The sequence below is a fragment of the Parafrankia irregularis genome, assembly GCF_001536285.1.
Classification (GTDB): Bacteria; Actinomycetota; Actinomycetes; order Frankiales; family Frankiaceae; genus Parafrankia; species Parafrankia irregularis.
Window position 1 is genome coordinate 24,902 of the sequence record NZ_FAOZ01000035.1, and the last position, 23,611, is coordinate 48,512.

At 72.4% G+C, this 23,611-nt stretch carries 21 protein-coding genes; 11 read left to right on the top strand and 10 right to left on the bottom strand.

Annotation, left to right across the window (positions count from 1 at the left end; all coding sequences use genetic code 11):
* Positions 1 to 219 precede the first annotated feature (219 nt).
* The 3 genes from AWX74_RS32755 to ctaC are packed head-to-tail and all read right to left on the bottom strand — an operon-like array spanning position 220 to position 3,172.
* Positions 220 to 621: a cytochrome c oxidase subunit 4 gene (locus AWX74_RS32755; protein WP_054566697.1), complete on the bottom strand. Its 402-nt coding sequence runs from the start codon at positions 619 to 621 to the stop codon at positions 220 to 222.
* Complete coding sequence (ctaD, locus tag AWX74_RS32760) at positions 618 to 2,315, bottom strand: aa3-type cytochrome oxidase subunit I (RefSeq protein ID WP_054566696.1); 1,698 nt, start codon at positions 2,313 to 2,315, stop codon at positions 618 to 620. The genes AWX74_RS32755 and ctaD overlap by 4 nt, the downstream gene beginning before the upstream one ends.
* Positions 2,312 to 3,172, bottom strand: coding sequence for an aa3-type cytochrome oxidase subunit II (gene ctaC, locus AWX74_RS32765; RefSeq protein WP_091284707.1), 861 nt, complete (start codon positions 3,170 to 3,172; stop codon positions 2,312 to 2,314). The genes ctaD and ctaC overlap by 4 nt, the downstream gene beginning before the upstream one ends.
* Before the next feature lie 483 nt (positions 3,173 to 3,655).
* Here ctaC and AWX74_RS32770 point away from each other — a divergent pair, with 483 nt between their 5' ends.
* Both AWX74_RS32770 and AWX74_RS32775 read left to right on the top strand, forming a co-directional pair.
* Complete coding sequence (locus tag AWX74_RS32770; RefSeq protein ID WP_091284629.1) at positions 3,656 to 4,822, top strand: cysteine desulfurase family protein; 1,167 nt, start codon at positions 3,656 to 3,658, stop codon at positions 4,820 to 4,822.
* Entirely contained in the window at positions 4,822 to 5,097 is a 276-nt protein-coding gene (locus tag AWX74_RS32775) for a sulfurtransferase TusA family protein (RefSeq protein WP_091284631.1), read from the top strand. Before AWX74_RS32770 ends, AWX74_RS32775 begins: the two co-directional genes overlap by 1 nt.
* Before the next feature lie 99 nt (positions 5,098 to 5,196).
* Here the strand turns inward: AWX74_RS32775 and AWX74_RS32780 are convergent, their stop codons facing one another.
* A complete protein-coding gene (locus AWX74_RS32780; protein ID WP_091284709.1) occupies positions 5,197 to 6,177 on the bottom strand; it encodes a carbohydrate kinase family protein in 981 nt (326 codons plus the stop codon).
* 260 nt (positions 6,178 to 6,437) lie between these two features.
* Complete coding sequence (erpA, locus tag AWX74_RS32785) at positions 6,438 to 6,800, bottom strand: iron-sulfur cluster insertion protein ErpA (protein ID WP_054566692.1); 363 nt, start codon at positions 6,798 to 6,800, stop codon at positions 6,438 to 6,440.
* A 653-nt stretch (positions 6,801 to 7,453) separates the two neighbouring features.
* On the opposite strand from erpA, the gene nadA reads away from it, so the two are divergent.
* The 3 genes from nadA to AWX74_RS32805 all read left to right on the top strand — a co-directional run bounded on the left by nadA (position 7,454) and on the right by AWX74_RS32805 (position 10,423).
* Positions 7,454 to 8,641 (top strand): quinolinate synthase NadA, encoded by a 1,188-nt coding sequence (gene nadA, locus AWX74_RS32795; RefSeq protein ID WP_091284635.1) that lies wholly within the window; start codon positions 7,454 to 7,456, stop codon positions 8,639 to 8,641.
* Positions 8,641 to 9,282 (top strand): DUF3043 domain-containing protein, encoded by a 642-nt coding sequence (locus AWX74_RS32800; protein WP_091284637.1) that lies wholly within the window; start codon positions 8,641 to 8,643, stop codon positions 9,280 to 9,282. Before nadA ends, AWX74_RS32800 begins: the two co-directional genes overlap by 1 nt.
* Positions 9,283 to 9,445: 163 nt before the next feature.
* On the top strand, positions 9,446 to 10,423 hold the full coding sequence (locus tag AWX74_RS32805; protein ID WP_091284638.1) for an aldo/keto reductase family protein: 978 nt from the start codon (positions 9,446 to 9,448) through the stop codon (positions 10,421 to 10,423).
* 67 nt (positions 10,424 to 10,490) lie between these two features.
* On the opposite strand, the gene AWX74_RS32810 is transcribed toward AWX74_RS32805, so the two are convergent.
* The 3 genes from AWX74_RS32810 to AWX74_RS32820 all read right to left on the bottom strand — a co-directional run bounded on the left by AWX74_RS32810 (position 10,491) and on the right by AWX74_RS32820 (position 12,054).
* Positions 10,491 to 11,054, bottom strand: a complete 564-nt coding sequence (locus tag AWX74_RS32810; RefSeq protein WP_091284711.1) for a TetR/AcrR family transcriptional regulator — start codon at positions 11,052 to 11,054, stop codon at positions 10,491 to 10,493.
* 118 nt (positions 11,055 to 11,172) lie between these two features.
* On the bottom strand, positions 11,173 to 11,661 hold the full coding sequence (locus tag AWX74_RS32815; RefSeq protein ID WP_091284640.1) for a nitroreductase/quinone reductase family protein: 489 nt from the start codon (positions 11,659 to 11,661) through the stop codon (positions 11,173 to 11,175).
* 180 nt (positions 11,662 to 11,841) lie between these two features.
* Entirely contained in the window at positions 11,842 to 12,054 is a 213-nt protein-coding gene (locus AWX74_RS32820; RefSeq protein WP_006544309.1) for a hypothetical protein, read from the bottom strand.
* A 329-nt stretch (positions 12,055 to 12,383) separates the two neighbouring features.
* Here AWX74_RS32820 and AWX74_RS39655 point away from each other — a divergent pair, with 329 nt between their 5' ends.
* On the top strand, positions 12,384 to 12,569 hold the full coding sequence (locus AWX74_RS39655; RefSeq protein WP_131799601.1) for a hypothetical protein: 186 nt from the start codon (positions 12,384 to 12,386) through the stop codon (positions 12,567 to 12,569).
* 35 nt (positions 12,570 to 12,604) lie between these two features.
* On the top strand, positions 12,605 to 14,101 hold the full coding sequence (locus AWX74_RS32825; protein ID WP_091284642.1) for a bifunctional adenosylcobinamide kinase/adenosylcobinamide-phosphate guanylyltransferase: 1,497 nt from the start codon (positions 12,605 to 12,607) through the stop codon (positions 14,099 to 14,101).
* A gap of 99 nt (positions 14,102 to 14,200) precedes the next feature.
* Here the strand turns inward: AWX74_RS32825 and AWX74_RS32830 are convergent, their stop codons facing one another.
* Positions 14,201 to 16,426 (bottom strand): WD40 repeat domain-containing protein, encoded by a 2,226-nt coding sequence (locus AWX74_RS32830; protein ID WP_226931357.1) that lies wholly within the window; start codon positions 16,424 to 16,426, stop codon positions 14,201 to 14,203.
* A 167-nt stretch (positions 16,427 to 16,593) separates the two neighbouring features.
* On the opposite strand from AWX74_RS32830, the gene cobT reads away from it, so the two are divergent.
* Both cobT and cobS read left to right on the top strand, forming a co-directional pair.
* On the top strand, positions 16,594 to 17,796 hold the full coding sequence (gene cobT, locus AWX74_RS32835) for a nicotinate-nucleotide--dimethylbenzimidazole phosphoribosyltransferase (protein ID WP_091284647.1): 1,203 nt from the start codon (positions 16,594 to 16,596) through the stop codon (positions 17,794 to 17,796).
* Entirely contained in the window at positions 17,793 to 18,632 is an 840-nt protein-coding gene (gene cobS / locus AWX74_RS32840; RefSeq protein ID WP_083473244.1) for an adenosylcobinamide-GDP ribazoletransferase, read from the top strand. The genes cobT and cobS overlap by 4 nt, the downstream gene beginning before the upstream one ends.
* A gap of 211 nt (positions 18,633 to 18,843) precedes the next feature.
* Here cobS and gcvT read toward each other — a convergent pair whose 3' ends face one another.
* Positions 18,844 to 19,959, bottom strand: a complete 1,116-nt coding sequence (gene gcvT, locus AWX74_RS32845; protein WP_091284649.1) for a glycine cleavage system aminomethyltransferase GcvT — start codon at positions 19,957 to 19,959, stop codon at positions 18,844 to 18,846.
* A 328-nt stretch (positions 19,960 to 20,287) separates the two neighbouring features.
* On the opposite strand from gcvT, the gene AWX74_RS32850 reads away from it, so the two are divergent.
* Positions 20,288 to 21,877, top strand: a complete 1,590-nt coding sequence (locus AWX74_RS32850) for a leucyl aminopeptidase (RefSeq protein WP_091284651.1) — start codon at positions 20,288 to 20,290, stop codon at positions 21,875 to 21,877.
* 329 nt (positions 21,878 to 22,206) lie between these two features.
* Positions 22,207 to 23,589 (top strand): dihydrolipoyl dehydrogenase, encoded by a 1,383-nt coding sequence (gene lpdA, locus AWX74_RS32855; protein ID WP_091284652.1) that lies wholly within the window; start codon positions 22,207 to 22,209, stop codon positions 23,587 to 23,589.
* Positions 23,590 to 23,611 lie beyond the last annotated feature (22 nt).

Consider the following 23,611-nt stretch of genomic DNA (forward strand, 5'->3'; position numbering starts at 1 on the left):
CCTTCTTGCTCAGTGACAGCGGGGGCAGCGGCAGGGGAAGCCCGAAGCTCGGGATTCTGCGGCGGGCTCCAGAACAACCAAGATCCTCACAGCCAAGATCCTCTGCTCCTGGGCGGGGTGGGCGCGGTTTCGGATCTTCCGCGGTAAACGACAGGGGCCGCGGTCCCGGGATGGTCACCCCGGGACCGCGGCCCCTGCGCGGTCGACGATGGAGAAGGATCAGTCCTCAGGCAGCGGCGGGCGCCAGAAGTTCTCCATGACCAGGCAGACGGCGCTGACGAAGGTCATCACCGCGCCCAGGATGGTCATCCAGATGCCGAACGCCAGGCCCATCGCGGCCACGGACGCACTCGCGGCGAGGAAGAACGGGTAGTAGCTGCCCGGGGTGAAGTGCCCGAGCTCGCCCGCCCCGTCAACGATCTCCGCATCCGGCAGGTCCTGCGGGCGCATGCCGATCCGGCGGCCGGTGAAGACCAGGTAGCCGCCGATCAGCAGGCCCATACCCGCGCACAGGGTGAGCGCGGCGGTCCCGGTCGGGTCCTTCGCCCAGAACCAGTAGACCAGCGCGGCCGCCCCGGCGAAGATGCCGAAGAAGTTGAAGATGAAGCCTTCTACCTTCATCGCGCGGCTCCCTGCCCGAGTTCCGGTGTGGCGTGCCCGACGACACCTGGGTGGTGCGCGTCGAAGGCCGGGCGCTCGGAGCGGATTCGCGGCAGCGACCGGAAGTTGTGCCGAGGCGGCGGGCACGAGGTGGCCCACTCCAGCGAGTTCGCGTGCCCCCACGGGTCGTCAGCCGCGGCGATCGGACCCTTGCGGTAGGAGTACCACAGGTTGTAGAGCAGCGGCAACGTGGAAAGGCCCATCAGGAACGAGCCGGCCGTCGCGACGGTGTTCAGCGTGGTGAAGCCGTCATTCGGGCTGTAGTCGGCGAACCGCCGCGGCATGCCCTCGGTGCCCAGCCAGTGGAACACCAGGAAGGTCGCGTTGAAGCCCAGGAACAGCGACCAGAAGTGCAGCTTCGCCAGCTTCTCGTTCATCATCCGGCCGGTGACCTTCGGGAACCAGAAGTAGACGCCGGCGAAGGCGGCGAACATGAGGCCGGCCACGACATAGTGGAAGTGCCCGACCACGAAGTAGCTGTCGCTCACGTGGAAGTCGATCGGCGGGCTGGCCAGCAGCACACCGGTGAGACCACCGAACAGGAACGTCACGAGGAAGCCGACCGCGAAGAGCATCGGAGCCTCGAAGCTGAGCTGCCCACGCCACATCGTGCCGATCCAGTTGAAGAACTTGATGCCGGTCGGCACCGCGATCAGGAACGACAGGAAGGCGAAGAAGGGCAGCAGCACGGCGCCGGTGACGAACATGTGGTGCGCCCAGACCGCGACGGACAGGGCACCGATGCCGATGGTGGCGAACACCAGGCCCTTGTAGCCGAACAGCGGCTTGCGGGAGAACACCGGGATGATCTCACTGATGATCCCGAAGAACGGCAGCGCGATGATGTAGACCTCGGGATGCCCGAAGAACCAGAACAGGTGCTGCCACAGCATCGCGCCGCCGTTCTCGGCGTCGAAGATGTGGGCCCCGAACCTTCGATCCGCGGCGAGTGCCAGCAGCGCGGCCGCCAGCACCGGGAACGCCACCAGCACCAGGATCGAGGTGACCAGCAGGTTCCAGCAGAAGATCGGCATCCGGAACATCGTCATGCCCGGGGCGCGCAGGCACAGGATGGTGGTGATGAAGTTGACGGCACCGAGGATGGTGCCGAGACCCTGCACCGTCAGGCCGAGGACCCACAGGTCGGAGCCGACGCCGGGCGAGTACTGCGCGTTGCTCAGCGGCGCGTACGCGAACCAGCCGAACGACGCCGCGCCCCCAGGGGTCGCGAACCCGGCGAAGACGGTGAGGCTGCCGAACAGGAAAAGCCAGTACGACAGCGCGTTCAGCCGCGGGAACGCGACGTCCGGCGAGCCGATCTGCAGCGGCACCAGGTAGTTGGCGAACGCGAACGCCAGCGGCGTCGCGAACATCAGCAGCATGAGCGTGCCGTGCATGGTGAAGTACTGGTTGTACTGCTCGTTCGAGAAGTACTGCAGGCCCGGGCGGGCAAGCTCCGCCCGGATGAAGATCGCGAGAATGCCGGCGATGACGAAGAACGCGAACGACGTCAGGAAGTACATGATCGCGATGTCTTTGTGGGACGTCGTCCGCAGGTAGCCGAGCAGGTTCGAGATCGGCGGCTTGTAGTTCGGGTCCGCCGAGTCGTGAGCGTGCCCGGCCGGCCCGGCGGGCGACTCGTGCAGAAGGGTCACTGGACACTCCCGGTGGTGGCGCCGGAGGACGGTGCCGCGCTGATCGCGGCGGTCTCCCGTTCCTCGATGAAGCGGTCGTACTCGGCACCGGGCACGACCTTGACGTAGAACGTCATCCGGTCATGGTCGGTACCGCACAGCTCGGCGCATCGACCGACAAAGGTTCCGGTCTTCGTCGCGGTGAGCTCGAACTGGTTGACGCGCCCGGGGACGACGTCCCGCTTGAACAGGAACTCGGGCACCCAGAACGAGTGGATCACGTCCGGCGACGTGAGCACGAACCGGACGGACCGGCCCTCGGGCAGCACCAGCACCGGGGCCTCACCGGGCCGGCCGGTGACCTCGACCTGGTTCGTGCCCGGCGTCTTGCCGGTGTCGAGGTACTGGAACTGCCAGTTCCACCGGAAACCGATCACGTTCACCGTGACGTCGGGGTCGTCCGAGAGCTTGGTGATCTCGGTCTCGTCACGGGCGGTGTAGTAGAAGAGGCCCGCCACGATCACAACTGGCACGACGGTGTACAGGATCTCGACGGGCAGGTTGTACCGGACCTGGCGCGGCAGTACATCACTGCGCTTCCGGAACACGATGACCGCGTAGAAGATCAGAGCCCATACGAACACACCGACGGCCAGGGCTGCGATCACCGAGCCCTGCCACATGTTCAGGATCCGCGGGGTGTGGTTGGTCACACCATCTGGGAATCCAAAGTTGGGAACGTCGCAGGCGGTCGCCAGCAGGCCTACGGCCGCCAGCGTGGCGCCCATGCGCGCTCCCGCGCGACGCCGGGCCGGCCGTCGGTGTCCAACCCGACGGCTCGCCGGCTCGTCCGCGTCAACGGTGTCAGCCGGGGCCATCGGCGTGTCCTCGACATCCGCGAGCGACGGCCGGGTCCGACCGAAGGATCTCCTCACCAGGTCCTGCCTCCCACGACTAGCGGCCGCGTCGGCGATGGACGGATCGCAAGCTCCGCCACCGCCTCGCGACCGCATAGAAACGCTTCGCGGGCCGGCCGGTCCAACCGGCCTCGCTGCTTCGTCTTCCGACTGTCTTCGACACGCTGTAGATGGTGCGGCAGCAGCGTATCCCAGCAGCGGTCGAGCTTCTCGCCGCAGGCCCCGTCCGGAGCTGTGAGACGCGACCCGCGGGGCAACGTGGACAGGCCGGAGTGCCCTTGATCCGGACCGCCGGCGGGGCCCGACCGGACCCCCGGCGGTGCTTTCCGCCATCTGCTTTCTTCACGACACCCCGCAAAGCCTTTCCCGTTCCCTGCACGAATGCGGCGACACCGCTGTGCTGGGGGCACCCGGATGCCCCGCAACGGGCGTAGCGTCACTCTCGTGCCGGCATACCTCGACCACGCGTCGACCACGCCGCTGCATCCGGTCGCCCGGGAAGCGCTGCTCGCCGCGATGGACGACGGCTGGGCCGACCCGGCCCGGCTCCATCGCGAGGGGCGTCGCGCGCGGATGTTGCTCGATGCCGCCCGCGAGACCGTGGCCGGCGTGCTGGGTGCCCGCGCCCCCGAAATCAGCTTCACGGCCAGTGGCACCGCCGCGGCCCACCTGGCACTTCTCGGTACCGCGGCGGCTCGCCGCCGGGCCGGCGGGGTGGTCGTGGTCAGTGCCGTGGAACACTCCAGCGTCCTGCACGCCGCCCAGCGCCACGAAGGTGCCGGCGGCGAGGTCGTGACGATCGGGGTGGACCGGCTCGGCCGCGTCGATCCGGCCGCCTTCACCGCCGCGCTCGACGCCCGCCCGGACACGGCGGTGGCGGCACTGCAGCACGCCAACCACGAGGTCGGCACGGTCCAGCCGGTCGCCGAGGTGGCGCAGGCGCTACGGGCGCGGGGCGTGCCGCTGCTCACCGACGCCGCGATGACGCTGGGGCGGATCCGGGTCGATCTGCCCGAGCTGGGTGCGGACCTGCTGACCGCGAGCGCGCACAAGTTCGGTGGGCCGCCCGGGGTGGGCCTCCTCGTGGTCCGCACGGGAACCAGGTGGGCCGCGCCGGGGCCGGCCGACGAGCGCGAGTACGGGCGGGTCCCCGGTTTCCCCAACGTTCCCGCCGTGGTGGCGACGGCGGCCGCGCTGGCCGTGCGCGCCACAGAGATCGACGCCGAGGCACCACGGCTGGCGTCCTACGCGAACCGGTTGCGCGAGCGCCTGCCGGAGCTGGTGGAGGATGTCGAGCTGCTCGGGCCGGGCGGCACCGATCCCACGGTCGCCCTGCCGCACGTGGTGGCCTTCTCGTGTCTGTACGTCGCGGGCGAGGCGCTGCTCGCCGAGCTCGACCAGGCCGGCATCGCGGTCAGCTCCGGATCGAGCTGCACCGCCGACACCCTGACGCCAAGCCACGTGCTGGTCGCGATGGGCGCGCTGACCCACGGCAACCTGCGGGTCTCCTTCGGCCGGGAGTCCACCGAGGCGGACGTCGACGCGCTGTTGGCCGCGTTGCCGGCCGCGGTGCGGGCCGTGCGTGAGCGCGCCGGCGCCGCGGGACTTTGATGAACGCCGTACCCGAGCCGCCCGAGCCGCCCGCGTCCGAGCGGCCCGCGTCCGAGCGGCCCGCGGTCGTCGTCGACGCCCTGGGGCGGCGGTGCCCGCTGCCGATCATCGACCTGGCCCGGCGCATCCGCGACGTCGAGGTGGGCCAGCTCGTCGAGCTGCGGGCCGACGACCCGGCGGCCGCGGCGGACGTCGCCGCCTGGTGCCGGATGCGCGGCCACGAGCTGGTCGCCGCCCCCACCGCGGCCGTCTTCCTCATCCGCAGGCTGAGCTGAGCGCACCGGGTGCCTGCCGGTAGGCACCGCAGGCGCCAAGACGGCAGGCACCTCCGCCGGCAGACACTCGCCCGCCGGCGGAGCCGAGCGCGGCTGTGCTCAGAGCGCGGGCAGGTGCCCGGCGATCTCGTCGGCGGCCGCTGCCCCGTACGCCTCGGTGAGCCGGTTCACGAACGTCTCGCGCTCCACCGTGTACTCCTGGGTGCCGACGGTCTCCAGCACCAGTGTCGCGAGCATGCACCCGGTCTGAGCGGCCCGCTCCAGCGACAGGCCCCAGGAGACACCGGAAAGGAAACCGGCCCGGAACGCGTCGCCCACCCCGGTCGGATCGGCGGTGCTGAGCGCCGGAACAACCGAAACCTTGATCGCTTCGGTGCCGGCGGACTCGATGACGACTCCGTCCTTACCCAGTGTCGTGACCCGCACCTGGACGCGGCCGAGGATTTCCTCGTCGGTCAGGCCGGTCTTGGAGGCCAGCAGCGCCTTCTCGTACTCGTTGCAGAACAGGTAGGCGGCACCGTCGATGAGCGAACGGATGCTCTCACCGTCCATTGTCGCCAGCTGCTGGGACGGGTCCGCCGCGAAGGCGTAGCCACGCTCCCGGCACTCCTCGGTGTGGCGAATCATCGCCTGCGGGTCGTTGGGGCTGATCACCACGAGGTCGAGCCCACCGAAGCGCTCGGCGACGGGACGCAGCTCGATGCTCGCCGCCTCGCTCATCGCGCCGGGGTAGAACGACGCGATCTGGCAGAGGTCGTTGTCCGTGGTGCACACGAACCGGGCGGTGTGCGCGATCTCGCTCACCCAGACCGAGGCGGTGTCGACGCCGTGCCGGTCGAGCCAGGAGCGGTAGTCGGCGAAGTCCTCACCGACCGCGCCGACCAGGATCGGATGAAGCCCCAGACGCCCCAGGCCGAAGCCGATGTTCGCCGCGACCCCACCGCGGCGGATCACCAGCTCGTCCACGAGGAAGGACAACGAGACGCGCTCGAGCTGGTCCGCGAGCAGCTGCTCGGCGAACCGCCCCGGGAAACGCATGAGGTGGTCAGTGGCGATGGACCCAGTCACGGCGATACGCACGAGGACGCAGCCTACCGCCAGCGCCCACCCGGCCAGCGGGGACATCACCGCACCGTTCGGACGTGTGCCGAACATGCCCGCTTTCGTGCGTGTGTACCCGGAGAAATGACGGAACCCGGCGTGACAGACGGCGTCACGCCGGGTTCCGTTTCTGGCTGTGCTGAGCTACTGACTCCGACCGGAGCCGGCACGGCGCGGGTACCGCCGGGACGGCCAGACCACTCCGGTGCCGATCATCCGATCAGCCGATCATCGGCCGATCAGTGGAAGGAGTCTCCACACGCGCAGGAGCCCTGCGCGTTCGGGTTGTCGATCGTGAAGCCCTGCTTCTCGATGGTGTCGACGAAGTCGATCGTCGCGCCACCGAGGTACGGGAAGCTCATCCGGTCCACCGCGACCTTGACTCCGGAGAAGTCGAGGACGGTGTCACCGTCGAGCTGGCGCTCGTCGAAGAAGAGCTGGTACCGCATGCCCGAGCAGCCGCCGGGCTGCACGGCGATCCGGAGCTGGAGGTCGTCCCTCCCCTCCTGCTCGAGCAGGGTCCTCACCTTGCCGGCGGCCGTGTCGGTGAGAACGACGCTGCTCGGCCTGGTCTCGGTCTCGGTTGTGTCCTGCACGGTCATAGGGGCTGCTCCCTGCCCTTGTGGACGTGCCTGGTTCACCAGGCTTCCTGGTACCCAAGGCGGCCGTACGCGGGAAGTGGCGCCGGGCGACGCCTCCCCACGGGCGACACACCTGCCGTGCCGCCGTTCTTGCTCAACACCGCGAGCAAGGATCCGCTTCCCATCGTAGCCAGCGACCTGGACGTCGGCCACGACGCGCAAGTGACATGCGTCCTTGATCTCGGGGCCGACCGCCCCAAGTTCGCGCAGACCAGGCGATCCGGAGTTAGAGTCTGAACGACCATTAGCACCCGGAGCTGTTCGGCACACTGTTGTGACCGGCACGTTTTCGGCGTTCGGCACGTTTTCCGTGACCAGCTCGGCCCCTGTGGCTGGGCCGGTTCCCGGGCCGGCGTGGTTCCCGGGCCGGTCTCGCGGTCGGCACGGGTTTCGCCGCCCGCGAACAGCCGCGCGGCACGGTCCGGCGATGGCCGCCAGGCCGGACCCGCCCTCGACCCGACCGATCCGGCCGACCCGACCGACCTGGCCCAACCCGATCGACCCCCGCCACCGGCCCACCACGACGAACCGGCCACGACGAAGAACCGGCCACGACGAACCAGCCACGAGCAGCGAGCGGCGGCGGCCCACCGGGCCAGCCCGAAGGAGCGGACATGACTGTCAACCCAGCCCTGGAACGCCTGGGCGTCACCGCCTCACCGCTCGCACTGCTGCTGCTCGGGCGGGACGCCGACCCCGGCAGCGAGCGGGGTGTCGAGTGCCCCGGTGATCTCCCGCCGGCGGCCGACCCCGGGCTGGCCGAGCGAGCCCGGGCGGCCAAGGCGGCCCTCGGCGACGACGTGTTCGTCCTGGGGCACCACTACCAGCGCGACGACGTCATCGCGTTCGCCGACGTCACCGGGGACTCGTTCAAGCTCGCCCAGCAGGCGGCGGCGCGGCCGGCGGCCAGCTCGATCGTGTTCTGCGGTGTGCACTTCATGGCGGAGAGCGCGGACATCCTGACCGCGGACCACCAGCGGGTGATCCTTCCCGACCTCGCCGCCGGCTGCTCGATGGCCGACATGGCCACCGCCGAGCAGGTGGCACAGGCCTGGGACGACCTGCTCGACGCGGGCGTCGCCGCGGACACCGTCCCGGTCAGCTACATGAACTCCTCCGCCGCGATCAAGGCCTTCACCGGGCGCCACGACGGGACGATCTGCACCTCGTCCAACGCCGAGCGGGCGCTGGGCTGGGCGTTCGGCGAGCGGCGCGGAAAGCGGGTGATCTTCCTGCCCGACCAGCACCTGGGGCGCAACACCGCCATCGACAAGCTGGGCATGTCGGAGGCCGACTGTGTGGTCTACGACCCACGGCGGCCCGGCGGCGGGCTGACCCGCGCCCAGCTGCAGGACGCGCGGATGATCCTCTGGCGCGGCCACTGCTCGGTGCACGGCCGTTTCACCCGGGAGTGTGTGGACGAGGTACGCAACCGCGTTCCGGGGGTACAGGTCCTGGTGCACCCCGAGTGCCGGCGTGACGTCGTCGAGGCCGCCGACCTGGTCGGTTCCACCGAATACATCATCAAGGTGGTGGACGAGGCCCCGCCCGGGGCCATGTTCGCGGTGGGAACCGAGCTGAACCTGGTACAACGGCTGGCGAACCGTCATCCTGACAAGAAGATCGTCTTTCTCGACCGTACGGTGTGCTTCTGCTCCACGATGAACCGCATCGACATGCCGCACCTCGTGTGGACGCTCGAGGCACTCGCTCGTGGGGAGACCGTGAACCGCATCACCGTCGACCCCGAGGTCGCGACCTACGCCCGAAAGGCCCTTGACCAGATGTTGGCGCTCCCCTGATGGCCCTGCTGAAGAAGCGGAACACCGAGTCCGAGGCGGACCCGGCGGTCGGCGACGAGCCGGTGCCGGCGTCCGCCCGGGCCGGTGGTGACTCCGCCGAGAACGCCCGGGTCACCGCCGGGAAGGGGCGGCCGACCCCCAAGCGGGCGCAGGCACGGGCCGCCAGGCCGCGCGGCGGTGCCGGCGGCGCCGGGGCGGTGCGCGCCGCGACCGGCAAGGAGGGCCGGCGGCTGCAGCGCGCCGAGCGACGCGAGCAGAGCCAGCAGTACCGCACGGCGATGATGTCCGGCGACGTCAACAAGCTCCCGCCGCGTGAGCGGGCACCCGAGCGGGTGATCGCGCGCGACTTCGTCGACACCCGGTTCAACATCGGGCCGATCTTCCTGGCCGTCGCCCTCGTCTACTTCATCGGCGGCCTGGTGCCGAACTCCTACGTGCGGCTGACCGCGACCTACCTGATGCTGGTCGGGATCATCGCCGTCGTCGTGGACTCGATCGTGCTGGCGCGGCAGGTGAGCCGGCGGGTGGCGGAGAAGTACCCGGACTCCCGGGTGAAGGTGCGGGCCTACTCTGCGCAGCGGGCGCTGCTGCCGCGCCGCTGGCGGATGCCCCGTCCCCGGGTCTCCCGGTCGGACCGCTGACCCGCGGGCCGGACCGCCGGACCGCTGGTCCGCGCATCCCGTTGCGCCGCTGCGCCGGCCGCTGCCCGTGGCCCTAGCTTCTGCTCCTGCTTCCCTCCTGCTCGCGGGCAGAACGCGCCAGGAGACGGCGAGGCGGCGGGCGATCGTGTGAAAGGGTTCGGCTGTGAAGCATCGACGCCTCGGTAACAGCGGACTGTCGGTCAGCGAGATCTCCTACGGCAACTGGATCACCCATGGTGACCAGATCGAGGCCGACGCCGCGACCGCCTGCGTGCACGCGGCCCTCGACGCGGGGATCACCACCTTCGACACCGCGGACGTCTACGCCCAGACCCGCGCCGAATCCGTCCTCGGTGCGGCCCTCGCCGGTGTGCGGCGAGAGTCCTACGAGCTGTTCACCAAGGTCTTCTGGCCGACCGGGCCTGGTGAGAACGACAAGGGGCTGGGCCGCAAGCACATCATCGAGTCGGCGCACAACTCGCTGCGCCGGCTGGGAACCGACCACATCGACCTCTACCAGGCCCACCGCTACGACCCGACGGTGCCGTTGGAGGAGACGCTGCGCGCCTTCGACGACCTGGTACGCGCCGGCAAGGTGCTCTACGTCGGCGTCTCGGAGTGGACGGCGGCGCAGATCGCCGACGCGGTGCGGATCGCCGGTGAGCTGGGCCTGGACCGGATCATCTCCAACCAGCCGCAGTACTCGATGCTGTACCGGACCATCGAGGCCGAGGTCGTCCCCACCTCGCGGGAGCTGGGCATCTCGCAGATCGTCTGGTCGCCGATCGCCCAGGGTGTGCTGACCGGCAAGTACCTGCCGGGCAGCCCGCCACCGGCCGGCAGCCGTGCGACGGGTGGCACCGGAGCCGGCTTCATCGCCCGTTTCATGACGGACGAGGTCCTGACCGCGGTCCAGGACCTGCGCCCGATCGCGGCGGACGCCGGCCTGACGATGGCGCAGCTCGCGGTCGCCTGGGTCCTGCAGAACGACAACGTGGCGTCGGCCATCGTCGGGGCCACCCGGCCCGAGCAGGTCAAGGACAACGTCGGGGCCAGCGGGGTGGTCCTGGAACCGGCCCTGCTCGCCCGGATCGACAAGGCCCTCGCCTCGGTCGCGACCACGGAGCCCGAGGGCGCCTGAGCCGCGCCATGCCCGCCGCCCGATGCGGGTGCCGGGTACCGTCCGGTGCGGGTGCCTGAGGGCACCCTCACCGGGCGCTGAACGCCCTGGCCAGCGCCGCCCAGGTCCGGTCCAGATCCGACCCGGGCAGGAACCGCCCGGCGAGTTCTAGCAACACCGTGCCGTGCGCCGCCGCCCACAGCGCCTGAGCCAGGTAGGGCTCTGCGGTGGCCCGGTAGAACGGCTCGCCCGACCAGTCCTCGAGCCCCGGCGTCAGGTCGGTCCGCCCGAGCGGGTCGACCGCCGCCAGCCGATAGAGGTTCGGCCGTTCCAGCGCGTACCGGCGGTATTCGGCCAGCAGCCGGGCCACGACGTCGTCCGGCCCGGATGCGTCCACCACCCGGTGCAGCACGTCGCCGATCTCCCAGAGCGCGGTCTCGACCAACGCGGCCTCGACCGCGGGCTTGCCGGGCAGGTGCTTGTACAGCGACGGCGCCCGGATGCCGAGCACCTCCCCGAGGCGGCGCATCGTGAGCGACTGCGCGCCTTCGTCCTCCAGCAGTCGCAGTGCCGCCTGCAGGATCTCGGTGACCCGGGCGGAGCGGGCCGGTGGCACCGGCCGTGGCGCGATCCGCGCCACGGGAAGCGCCATGCCCGCCGCGCCCGCGGCCGCCGTGCCCGCAGCCGCCGTGCTCGCAACGACAACGCCCGCGGCATCTGTGCTCACCGCAGTCCCTCCCTGGCCTACCGTCCACAGACCGCCGCCCGGCTCACCGCAGCGGCGTGAGGGCGAACACCGGATGGCGCGGCGCGATGCGGGCGAGCTCCTCGTCCGAGGATTCCGGACCCACGCCTTCGAAGAACGCGCCGACCTCCGCCTTCCACTTCACCAGATAGGCGCGCAGCACCGGGACCTGCTCCGGGCCGGTCAGCTCGACCGCCTGGTAGCTCGATCGCCGGCGCCCCAGTACCAGCGCCAGCTCACCGTCGGCGGCACGCACGTTGCGGACCCACTGGCCATGGCCCCGCGCCGAGACGAGGTACTGACGCCCGTCCAGGGTCAGGAGGTTCACCGGCACCCGGCGGATCTGGCCCGAGGAACGGCCGCGAACCTCCAGCATCCGGCTTCCCCACACGCTCAGCCCGAGCCCGTTGACCAGCGCCACCGCACGGTTGGCCACTTTCCTGGTGAACCAGCCGGGCTGACGGTAGTGCCGGGCCTCGCCCGCGTTCGCCGCGCTGTCCGCGTTCGAGCTCATGATCGACGCCTCACTTCCGGGTGTTTCACCCATCGGTCAGCTAACACTGTTAGCCGATGTCTGAAGCTAACAGCGTTAGCCGCCTGGGTGTCAACCCCTTCGGGCCCGATCGTTGTGACTTTCCCCGTGAGCTCTGCTACCTGCCGAGCCCGGGTCCGCGGGAGGCGGGGATACGGCCGCTCAGGTCACCGGCCGCAGGCTCATCGGCCCGTAGACGCGGGTACCCGACTCCATCAGGCTCACCTGCGTCACCCCCTTGTCCAGCAGGTCGCGCCACAGCTCGCCGATCCACGTCTCGGCGTCGCCCTGGCTCGTGAACGACTCCGATCCGTTCGCACCGTCCACCGCGACGACCGAGCCGTCCTCTGCCTCGTACCGCCAAGTCCAGCTCACGGTCCACGTCCTTCCCGACGTCCGGCGGCGTCGACCGCCCGGCCGGGGCCACCACAGACCCCGGGAGATGCCCATTACCCCATCCAAGCGCGCGCGACCCGCGGATGAGTGCCACATGCCACGTGCACGCCACGGACGCTCCGTGCACCTTCGGCCCGCGGCGACCGATGCTCCTTCGGACAAGAGCGGCATCAGTGGCCCGTGGGTCGGTAACGTCGGTTCCGGCCGCGCCCCGACGCGCGCGGCCCCGGCCCGGTGCCGGCTCCACCGAGTGAGACCACACGGTTCGAGCCCGAAGCAGTTCAGCTCGTCAGAGATCGTCAGAGAGGATGGCAGCAGTGACTCCCGCCTACACCGCCGCGGCGGTACTCGCCGAGACAGCCGAGCACCACGAGGGGGGCATGGTGTGGTGGGCCGCCGCCCTGCTCACCTTCGGCGCGATCGCCGCGCTCGCCGTGGTCCTGACCCTGATGACGCTCTGGGAGCGCAAGCGCCACCCGCACGCCCACCACTGATCACCGCCGATCACCGACGAAGGGCCAGGGGCGCGGTGCGGCTCACCCTGCTGGGAACGGGTTCGGCCGACGGATGGCCGAACCCGTGGTGCGAGTGCGCCTCCTGCGCGTGGGCCCGCACGCATCAGCCACGTGGCCAGAGCGCCGTCCTCGTCGACGATCGTCTCCTGATCGACTTCGGGCCGGACGTCCCCCGCGCCGCGGCGCGGTTCGGGGTGAGCCTCGCGGGCCTGCGCCACCTCCTGGTGGGGCATGCCCATCCGGACCACCTCGGCCCGGAGGCACTGATGTGGCGCTCCTGGTCCACCGTCGCGGACCAGCCGCTCGACGTGCTGGCTCCCCCCGCGGCGCTGGAGGTCTGCCGGGCCTTCATCCGCCGCTGGGAGAGCCGGGAACCCGGCGCTGACGGTTCGCCGCTTCGCCTGCTGACCGCCACCGCCGGCGAGCCCGTCGAACTCGGCCGGGGGGACGAGCCGCGCTACCTGGTGCGTCCGGTGGCCGCCCGGCACGGCGACGCCGACATCGGGCCGGCGGTGCTCTTCGACGTCACCACCCCGGACGGATCACGGCTGCTGTACGGCTGCGACACCGCAGCGCCGCTGCCGCCACAGACACTGACCGCGCTCGCCGGCCGTGCGTTCGACGTCGTGCTGCTGGAGGAGAACAACGGCGACCGCCCCGGGTTCGGCGAGCACCTGGACCTGCCCTCGTTCGCCCGGCTCGTCGCCGAGCTGCGCGAGCTCGGGGCCGTCGTCGAGTCCACCAGGGTGCTCGCCGTCCATCTGAGCCACCGCAACCCGCCCGGCGACGAGCTGGCGCGGCGGCTGCACGACCTCGGTGCCGAGGCCCCACCCGACGGCACCATCCTGGACGTCCCACCACGCGCACCCTCGAGGGCGCCGTCGAAGGCCTCCCTGGGGACGGACCCGCCGCGACCCTCGGCGCCGGCGGACCAGCCAGCGGACCGCGCGGCGGACCGGCCAGCGGACCGCGCGGCGCCACCGGCACCGCCGCGGCGGGTCCTGGTCACCGGTGGCACCCGGTCGGGCAAGTCCGCGCACGCCGAGCATCGGCTGCTCGCCGAGCCGGACGTCCTCTACGTCGCCACCGGCCGGCCCGCGGACGGATCCGACCCCGACTGGGCGGCCCGGATCCAGGCCCACCGCGACCGCCGACCGCCGGGCTGGCGCACCGTGGAGACCCTCGATCTCGAGCCGCTGCTGCGCGCGCCCGGCCCCGCGCTGCTCATCGACAGCATCTCGCTGTGGGTGGCCGCGCGACTGGATGAGGACGAACCGGACTTCGGCGCGTCCGTGCACGGCCTGGTCGAGGCATGGCGTGAGGCGCGACGTCGCGTGGTGGCGGTGACGGACGAGGCCGGCTCGGGCCCGGTGGCGCCTACCGCGGTGGGGCGCCGGTTCGTCGACCGCCTCGGCGAGGTCAACGCCCGGCTCGCGGCCGAGGCGGACGAGGTCTGGCTGTCCGTGGCCGGCCTGCCCGTCCGGCTGCGCCCCGCCGAACCCGCCAGCTGACCAGGCCGGCCGGAGGCAGGCCGGTCGGTCGGTCGGAGGCCGGCACAGCACGCGGGCGCGGCCCGCGGGATCTCGGCGGCCTCCGTGGCCTCAGCGGCGTCAGTCGTGCAGGAACGAGTACAGGTACAGCCCGGACGAGCCGGCCACCACCAGGCCGGTGCCGTCGGGCAGCCAGGCGCAGCCGCGGGCCGTGCCCTCGAACCGCATCATCGCGCCGCAGGTCCACGTCCGCGGGTCCCAGATCCGCACCGACCCGTCGCCACCCGCGCTGGCCAGCCACGACCCGTCCGGGGCGAAGCTCACCTCCCGGACGGCCTGCGTGTGGCCCTCGAGCACGGTCAGCGCCCGGCCGGTCGCGACGTCCCAGATCCGCACGGTGTGGTCCTGCCCGGCGGAGGCCAGCAGCCGGCCGGCCGCATCGGTCGCGAGCCCGAACACCGGCCCGTGGTGGCCGCGCAGCACCGCCCGCTGCTCGAGGGTCACCACATCCCACACCCGCACGGTCGCGTCGTCGGCGCCGGAGGCGAGCCACGTCCCGTCCGGGCCGGCGACGCAGGCCGGCACCCGCGCGGTGTGGCCGGTGAAGGTCGCCATCCACTCGCCGGACTCGGCGTCCCAGAGCCGCACCGAGTCGTCCTCGCAGCCGCCCGCGACCCAGGTGCCGTCCGCGGCCACGGCGAAGCCGAGGATCGCCACGTCCGCGGTGAGCACCGCCCGCACCGTCCCGGTGGCCGGCTCCCAGAGCCGCAGCGCGTTCGGCTGGGCCGGCACGACGGCCCAGCCCCCGTCGGGGCTGCTGCGGCACCCCCGGGCCGGGCCAGGCAGACCCGCCAGCGCCGCGCCCGGCTCGCCGGTCGCGAGATCCCACGCCGTGACGGTTCCATCGTCGCTGGACGACACGACATAGCCCGCGGCACCCGCGGCGGATGCGTCGAGGCCGGGCGCGGCGGAGCGCACGACGACGGAGCACCCCCGGGTGCCCTCGTTGCGTTCCGCGGTCGGCACCCGGGGCAGCTCCCCCCTGGTGCTCCAGAGCCGGATCGTGCCGTAACGGCCGCCTGAGGCGATCCAGGAGCCGTCCGGGGCGACGACGCAGGCCCGGGTGCCGACCGCCCCGGTCAGCTCGGCTCGCTGGGTACCGTCGCCGGGGTCGCGCACCGCGATCACATCCCCTTCCGGCGCGACGGCGAAGGAGCCGTCCGGCGACAGGGCACAGGCGTGCACGGGACGCCCGTTGTCGCCGATCGTGGCGACCTGTCGGCCGGTGACCGTGTCCCACCGGCGCAGCGTGCCGTCCTCCCCGGCCGACACCAGCCAGGAGCCGTCCGGGCCGTAGGCCAGCGCGAGCACCGGCCCGAGGTGACCGGGCAGGCGGCTGCCGGCGGCGCCGGTGCGCAGGTCGACCAGCCAGATGGCTCCGTCGTCACCGGCGACGACGACCGTCGTCGGGTCCGGGCCGACCGCGCAGCAACGCAACGGTCCCACCGCCACCGGCACGGTCAGCTTCGGGCTGCCCGTGGCGACATCCCAGGTCCGCAGCGTGCCGTCGGAGCCGACCGCCACCACCGAGCGGCCGTCGAGGCTCACCGCGACGCCGTTCACCGGGCCCCGGTGGCCGCGCAGGACGAGGCGGGCGGGGCACCCCGCACCGACCATCCCGTCCACCTCCGCCACCTCGGCCGCGCGGTGCGCGCCGGATGCCCGGGATCCCTCGTCCGGGACGTCCCAGATCCGCACGGTGCCGTCCAGGCCCGCGGAGGCCAGCCAGCCGCCGTCCGGGGCGATGGCACAGCTCAGCACGTTGCCCGTGTGCCCGGTGAACATCGACCGCGCGATGCCCGTGCCGACCGTCCAGGTCCGCAGCGTCCCGTCCATCCCTGCCGAGGCCAGCCAGGAGCCGTCGGGTGCGACGGCCAGCGCGTGCACCTGCCCGCGGTGGCCGGCCAGCACCCGCCGCAGCGCCGGGTGTGGCTGGTCGGGCAGCGGCCACCGGTTGACCAGCCGCGGACCGGCGAGCTCACGGGCCAGCGCCGCCCGCGCCGGCTCCAGTGCGCGGACGCCGTCCAGCCGGCTCAGCACAATCGCGCCGAGCGCTCCGGCCGGCGTGGTCGGGGCGAGTAGATGCGCGTTCTGCCCGAGCGCCCGGGCCAGTGCGGGGGCGAACTCCCCGCACAGCTCGTCGACCTCGTCGCGGTCCAGCTCACCCGTGGCGGACCAGTAGGCCGCCAGAACGTCCCGCCCGATCGCGGCATCCTCGCCGACCACCGCGCGCTCCAGGTACCGCCGCAGGTCCTCGCCGGTCAGCCGGCCGAGGCCCCCCGCCAAGACGGTCGGCTGACCGGGCGGCGGGGCGGCAGACACATCCGGCAAATTACCGGAACACCCTGCGCCCGGCGGGCCGGACGACACAGTGGGACCACCTGCGTACGCGGACCGGTCCCGGCACCTGGCCGGGGGTCGGATGAAGGTGGCCCATCAGGTAATAAGGACCTGTGGACATCACTCCGGCCGGATCCGCCCCGCAGCCGCCGACCTCGACCACCTTTCCGGACGTACCGGAACTCGACCAGGAGGCCATGGCGGCCGCGCGCAGGCGCCACGGCATCCTCACCAAGCCGCCGGGCGCGCTCGGCCGCCTCGAGGACCTGTCGATCTGGCTCGCGGGCGTGCAGGGCACCTGCCCACCCCGGCCACCCGGCCGCATCCGGGTGATCGTCATCGCCGGTGATCACGGCATCGCGGCCGCCGGGGTGTCGGCGTTCCCGTCGGAGGTCACGGCGCAGATGGTGGCGAACTTCGCCGCCGGCGGCGCGGCCGTCAACGTGCTGGCGCGCCAGGTCGGCGCGTCGGTCCGGGTGGTGGACGTCGCCGTCGACACACCGGAGCCGACCGCCCCGGGCGGCGTCGACGGCACAGCACCACCCGAGCGGTACCGGATCCGCCGCGCGAGCGGGCGGATCGACCAGGATGACGCGCTCACCTCGGCCGAGGTCTCCGCGGCGTTCGCCGTGGGCCGGCTGATCGCGGACGAGGAGATCGACGCCGGCGCGGATCTGCTCATCCCCGGTGAGATGGGTATCGGCAACACCACCGCGGCGGCGGCGGTGATCGGCACCCTGCTCGACCTGGAGCCGGCCGAGGTGGTCGGGCGCGGAACCGGCATCGACGACCAGCGATGGATGATCAAGGTTGCCGCGATCCGGGACGCGATGCGGCGCGCCCGGCACGCCGGCAACGCGCTGTCGGTGCTGCGGGTCGCTGGTGGGGCGGATCTCGCCGCGCTCGCCGGTCTCCTCGTCCAGGCCGGGGTCCGGCGCACACCGGTCGTCCTCGACGGAGTGATCGTCTGCGCGGCGGCGCTGGCCGCCGAGACCATCGTCCCGGGCGCGCGGCAGTGGTGGATCGCCGGCAGCCGCTCCCCCGAGCCGGCGCAGCGGTTCGTCCTCAACCGGCTCGGGCTCGAGCCGCTCGTGGACGCCGGACTGCGCCTCGGTGAGGGCACCGGCGCCCTGCTCGCCGTGCCGATGCTGCTGGCGGCGCAGCGCACCCTCGCCGAGATGGCGACCTTCGACCAGGCCGGCGTCAGCAGCGGGAAGAACGACCCGTCCGACCCTGCCCCCAGCGAAAGCGAGGGCGACGGCGAGGGCTCGGGGGACGGTCCGGCCGCCGACGGCACCAGCACCGACGCCCCGTGACCGCCCCGGTGATCGGGGTGCGTGCGGCCGTCACCCTGCTCACCGTGGTGCCGATCCGCGGCCCCGAGCGCCTGGACCGCACCACGGCCAGGCGCGCCATGCTGGCGGCTCCAGCGGTCGGGTTCGCGCTCGGCTTCGTCTGCGCCCTGGTGGTGCTGGGTCTGCGGGTCATGACGAAGCCACCGGGCGAACGCCCGCAGACGCTGCTTCCCGCAGTCGTCGGCCTCGCGCTGATCGCGCTGCTCACCCGCGGCCTGCACCTGGACGGGCTGGCGGACGTGGCCGACTCGTTCGGCGTCCGCGGCGGCCGTGACCGGATGCTCGCCGTCATGCGGGAGTCGACCATCGGTGCCTTCGGCGCGATCACCGTGCTGTTCGTGGTGCTCATCCAGGTCTCGGCGCTGAGCGTCGCGATCAGCGCGCACCGGGGCACCGTGTCGATCCTGGTCGCGGCGATGACCAGCCGGCTCGCCGCGACCTGGTCCTGCGTCGAGCGGACACCGGCGGCCCGGCCGGACGGCCTCGGCGCGCTGGTCGCGGGCACGGTGCGCCGCCGCGACGCGACAGCGGCCACCGCCGGTGTGCTGCTGGTGGCCGCGCTGGCCGGGCGGTTCGACTTCCACGGTGGCGACGACGGCAGGGCCGTCCGCGCGGTGGTGGCCGTGGTGGTCGGGCTCGCCGCGGCGTTGCTGGTCCGCCACCGCCTCGTCCGCCGCTTCGGTGGCATCACCGGCGACACGCTCGGCGCGACGATCGAGATCACCCTCATGGTCTGCCTGCTGACGATGGCCATGACGATCCCGACGTCGATCCTGCGGTTCCTCGGCCTCGCCTGATCCGCAAACCGCCCAGGCCCCGGCCCTCGACCCGCCACCCGCCAGGACCCCGCATCGCCGCAGCGCCGCATCGCCGCAGCGCGCCAGCAATTCACCACAAAAGACGCGAAGTGTCCGCAGGACCACCTGACGATCGACAAACGTTGAGGGTTTCGGTCGTTCCAGCAGCCAGAATCCTCAACGTTTACCCGTCAGCAACGCCGACGCGAAGCTAGCGCGGGGAGGCGGAGACGAACGGGGGGCGGACAACCGTCATCGACGAGACGCGGCCGCGGACGTCCACCGTCACGGTGTCGCCCGCGGTCACCGACCGGTCGAGCAGGGCGAGGCCGATGCCCTGGCGCAGCGTCGGCGAGAACGTGCCGCTGGTGACCTCGCCGACCTCGGCGCCACCGGCACCGGTCACCCGCATGTGCGGGCGCGGGATGCCGCGGTCGTTCGAGCGCAGGCCCCACAGCGAGCGGGCCGCGCCGGCCGCACGCTCGGCGAGCAGCGCCTCCCGGCCCCAGAAGGCCGGCTTGTCCCAGCCGACCGCCCAGCCGGAACGGGCCTGCACGGGCGAGATCGACAGCGACAGGTCCTGGCCGTGCAGCGGGTAGCCCATCTCGGTCCGCAGCGTGTCGCGGGCACCGAGGCCACACGCAAGACCACCGACGCCGGCCGCCGCCGCCAGCACCTCGTCCCAGAGCGGCACCGCGTCCTCCCAGCGGGGCAGCAGCTCGAAACCGATCTCGCCGGTGTAGCCCGAGCGGCAGACGACGACCGGCCGGCCCTTCCAGTCGGCGTCGGCGAAGCTCATGTAGGCGCCGTCGGCCGGCAGGCCCAGCGCGGCGAGGACCTGGACCGACGCCGGGCCCTGCACGGCGAGGACGGCGTAGTCGGTGTGCAGATCCGTCACCGCCACCCCTGACGGCGCGGCCGCGGCCAGCCGCCGGACGACCTCGGCGGTGTTCGCGGCGTTCGGGACCAGGAACACGTCGTCATCGGCGTAGAAGTAGGCGATGAGGTCGTCGACGACACCGCCGGTCTCGTCGCAGCACAACGTGTACTGCGCCTGACCGGGACCGATCCGGCGCAGGTCGTTGGTCAGGCACGAGTTGACGAAGTCCACCGCGCCGGCGCCGCGCACACGGGCCTTGCCCAGATGGCTGACGTCGAAGACACCGACCGCGGAACGCACGGCGGCGTGCTCGGCCAGCACCCCACGGCCCGCGTACTCGATCGGCATCTCCCACCCGCCGAAGCCGGCCGTCTTCGCGCCCAGCTCGATGTGCCGCTCGTACAGCGGGGACCGGCGCAGCTCTGTCCTTCCGGCAGCCTCTGTCATGCCGGCAGCGTAGCGGTCCGGTGGGCTCCGCCGTTGCCGACGGCGGCCCCCGCCGTTGCCGAGGGCGGCTCCCGCCGTTGCCGACGGCGGCTCCCGCCGTTGCCGAGGGCGGCTCCCGCCGTTGCCGACGGCGGCTCCCGCCGTTGCCGAGGGCGGCTGCCTCGACCGACCGCCGCACCCCCGACCCGATGTCCGTCATGCCCCGGCAACAGGCCCGTCACGGCCTGGCAACCGGCCTGTCACAGCCCGCACCGCGGGTCGCACCCGCCGCCACACACCTGCCACCGCCACGAGGGGCACTGCCAGGCGGGCCCAATACGCTCAGGCCATGACCGTCACCTCTGTCGCCGCCACCGCGCTCACCGATCTCGACGTCGACGCGATAGTGGTCGGAATAGCCAAAGGCGAGGACGGCCCGGTGCCTCTCGGCGGGACCGGGCCGCTCGACTCCGCGCTCGGTGGCCGCCTCGCCCGGATCCTCGCCGATCTCGGGGCGACCGGCGCCGCGGGCGACACCGTGCGGTTCGCGACGCTGGGAACGCTGACGGCTCCGACCGTCCTCGCGGTCGGCCTCGGCGATCACAGCACGTTCCTGCGCGACGCGGAAACCGATCACGAGGCCCTGCGGCGCGCGGCCGGCGCGGCTGTCCGGGCACTCGCCGGAACGACCCGGGTCGCCACCACGCTGGCACTCGCCGGCGGCGAGGCGAGCCCGTCGTCGCTGCGCGCGGCGGCCGAGGGATCGCTGCTGGGTGCCTATGCCTTCGACAGCCTGCGTGCCGCGTCGACCAGGCCGGCCCCCGTCCAGGAGATCGTCCTGGTGGTCGAGGAGCCGGCGGCCGTCGCCGCGGCCGAGGCCGCCCTGGCGCGTGCGGTGATCGTCAGCGAGTCCGTCGCGCTCGTCCGGGACCTGGTGAACACGCCGCCGAGCCACCTCTCCCCCGCCCGGCTGGCCGAGATCGCGGTCGAACGGGCTGGTGCCGTCGGTGTCGAGGTGACGGTGCTGGACGAGCATGCTCTCGCCGACGGGGCCTTCGGCGGCCTGCTCGGCGTCGGTCAGGGTTCGGTCAACCCTCCGCGGCTCATCCGTCTGCGCTACGCGGGCGCCGGCGAGAAGACCGCCGGCGAGAGCGACAGCGAGAGCAGGGGCAGCGGTGACGGCGCCGCCGTCGCGGCCACCGACCTGGCCCTGGTCGGCAAGGGCATCACCTTCGACTCCGGCGGCCTCTCGCTGAAGCCGCCGGTGGCCATGGAATGGATGAAGAGCGACATGGCCGGCGCGGCGTCCGTGCTCGCGTCGGTGATCGCCGCGGCCAGGCTTGGGCTTGCGATCAACCTGACCGGCTGGATGCCCTGCGCGGAGAACATGCCTTCCGGTGAGGCCATCCGGCCCTCCGACGTGATCACCCTGCGGGGCGGGAAGCGCGTCGAGGTGCTCAACACCGACGCCGAGGGCCGGCTGGTTCTCGGCGATGCGCTGGCCCGCGCCAGCGAGGACCACCCGGCACTCATCGTGGACGTCGCCACGCTCACCGGCGCGCAGATCGTGGCACTGGGCACCCGCACCAGCGGCGTCATGGGCCGCGGTGACGCACCGGACGCCGTCGTCACCGCCGCCGGGCGTGCGGGCGAGACGGTGTGGCCGATGCCGATGCCGGCGGAGCTGCGCAAGAGCCTCGACTCGGTGGTCGCCGACCTGACGAACGTCGCGCCCGGCGGCAACCGCGACGCCGGGATGCTGCTGGCCGCGCACTTCCTCGCCGCCTTCGTGCCCGAGGAGATCCCCTGGGCGCACGTCGACATCGCCGGGCCGTCCTGGAACGGCGGCGAGGCGTACGGCTACACGCCGAAGGGGGGCACGGGGGCGATCGTGCGCACCCTCGTCCAGCTGGCCGAGGACCGCGCGGCGACCTCCTGACCCCACCGGGTGGTGCTGTGTCACCCCGCTGGTCCGCGCGGTCACCCTGTGGGTTCGCGAGATCCGACCGGGCAGCCAGGTCGGGCCACCGGGGGTGAGCCGCGCCACATCTCGGTGGCGTGATGCGGCACAGTCGGCGTCGTGGAGCCCAGACAGGCCGCCTGCTCGTGAAAGACTGGACCCAGCCGGTACAGCTGTGCATGGGGGGCGTTCGTCCCCCCGATGCGCAGTCGTTCCGGCTGGGCTCACCGGCCATGACGACGGCCACGCTCCTGCCGCCGCCATGCCGGGACCCTGGCGTCCGCAAGTCGTCGAAGAAGGGACCTCGCGTGGCGGACACAGCGGCCGGTCCCGTCGATCTGGTCATCCTCGGTGGTGGCAGCGGCGGGTATGCCGCCGCGCTGCGGGCCGCGGAGCTGGGCCTGCGGGTCGTCCTGATCGAGAAGGACAAGCTCGGCGGCACCTGCCTGCACCGCGGCTGCATTCCGACCAAGGCGCTGCTGCACGCGGCCGAGGTGGCGGACACCGTCGCCGACAGCGCCGCCTTCGGGGTCCACGCGACGCTGGGCGGTATCGACCCGGCCGGCGTGGCGCGATACCGCGACTCGGTCGTGGACGGTCTGTACAAGGGGCTCACCGGGCTGGTGCACTCCCGCGGCATCGAGGTCGTCGCCGGAGCCGGCCAGGTGGTGTCCCCTACGGCGGTGGCCGTCGGGGCCCGGCTGATCGAAGGCCGGCACCTTCTGCTCGCCACCGGTTCGGCGCCGCGGACCCTGCCCGGTCTCGAGATCGACCACCGCACGGTGATCGACAGCGACGACGCGCTGGCGCTGGGGCAAGTACCCGCGTCGGTGGTCGTCCTCGGTGGTGGCGCGATCGGGTGTGAGTTCGCATCGGTCTGGCGCTCGTTCGGCGCCGAGGTGACCATCGTCGAGGCCCTGCCCCATCTGGTGCCGGCCGAGGACGAGGCCAGCTCGAAGCTGCTCGAGCGCGCCTTCGGCCGGCGCGGCATCTCACTACGTCTCGGTGTGCCGTTCGCGGACGCGAAGACCACCGACCGGGGGGTCACGGTCGTCCTCGAGGACGGAGCGACCATCGACGCCGAGCTGCTCCTGGTGGCCGTGGGGCGCGGCCCGGTCTCCGCCGGGCTCGGCCTGGAGCGCATCGGCGTCACCATCGACCGCGGCCACGTCGTCGTCGACCCCCAGCTGCGGACGAACCTGCCGACGGTCTCCGCGCTCGGGGACCTTCGGCCGGGGCCCCAGCTCGCCCACGTGGCGTTCGCCGAGGGAATCCTGGTCGCGGAGCGGCTCGCGGGGCTCGACCCGGTGCCGGTCGACTACGTGAACGTTCCGCGGGTCACGTACTCACACCCCGAGGTGGCATCCGTCGGCCTGACCGTCGCCGCCGCGCGCAAGCGTTTCGGTGAAGTCGACACCGCCACCTATCACCTGGCAGGAAACGGCAAAGCACGGATCCTGCGCTCGTCGGGAGCGGTAACCGTGGTCTCGGCGCAGGACGGGCCCGTCCTCGGCGTCCACATGGTGGGCGACCGGGTGGGCGAGTTGATCGCCGAGGCCCAGCTCATCACCAACTGGGAGGCCTACCCGACCGACGTCGCCCAGCTGATCCACCCGCACCCGACCCTCTCCGAGGCGCTCGGTGAGGCGCACCTCGCTCTCGCCGGCAAGCCACTGCACGTCCACAGTTAGCCTGCGGTGCCCGCCGTTCGTC

What these genes read in the sequence shown, in the direction of transcription:
- AWX74_RS32800 (WP_091284637.1), top strand. Translation starts at nt 8,641, where the DNA reads ATGGCCCTGCTGAAGAAGCGGAACACCGAGTCCGAGGCGGACCCGGCG.
- AWX74_RS39655 (WP_131799601.1), top strand. Translation starts at nt 12,384, where the DNA reads ATGGCAGCAGTGACTCCCGCCTACACCGCCGCGGCGGTACTCGCCGAG.
- nadA (WP_091284635.1), top strand. Translation starts at nt 7,454, where the DNA reads ATGACTGTCAACCCAGCCCTGGAACGCCTGGGCGTCACCGCCTCACCG.
- ctaC (WP_091284707.1), bottom strand. Translation starts at nt 3,172, where the DNA reads ATGGCCCCGGCTGACACCGTTGACGCGGACGAGCCGGCGAGCCGTCGG.
- erpA (WP_054566692.1), bottom strand. Translation starts at nt 6,800, where the DNA reads ATGACCGTGCAGGACACAACCGAGACCGAGACCAGGCCGAGCAGCGTC.
- AWX74_RS32755 (WP_054566697.1), bottom strand. Translation starts at nt 621, where the DNA reads ATGAAGGTAGAAGGCTTCATCTTCAACTTCTTCGGCATCTTCGCCGGG.
- AWX74_RS32810 (WP_091284711.1), bottom strand. Translation starts at nt 11,054, where the DNA reads ATGGCGCTTCCCGTGGCGCGGATCGCGCCACGGCCGGTGCCACCGGCC.
- AWX74_RS32815 (WP_091284640.1), bottom strand. Translation starts at nt 11,661, where the DNA reads ATGAGCTCGAACGCGGACAGCGCGGCGAACGCGGGCGAGGCCCGGCAC.
- AWX74_RS32850 (WP_091284651.1), top strand. Translation starts at nt 20,288, where the DNA reads ATGACCGTCACCTCTGTCGCCGCCACCGCGCTCACCGATCTCGACGTC.
- gcvT (WP_091284649.1), bottom strand. Translation starts at nt 19,959, where the DNA reads ATGACAGAGGCTGCCGGAAGGACAGAGCTGCGCCGGTCCCCGCTGTAC.
- AWX74_RS32775 (WP_091284631.1), top strand. Translation starts at nt 4,822, where the DNA reads ATGAACGCCGTACCCGAGCCGCCCGAGCCGCCCGCGTCCGAGCGGCCC.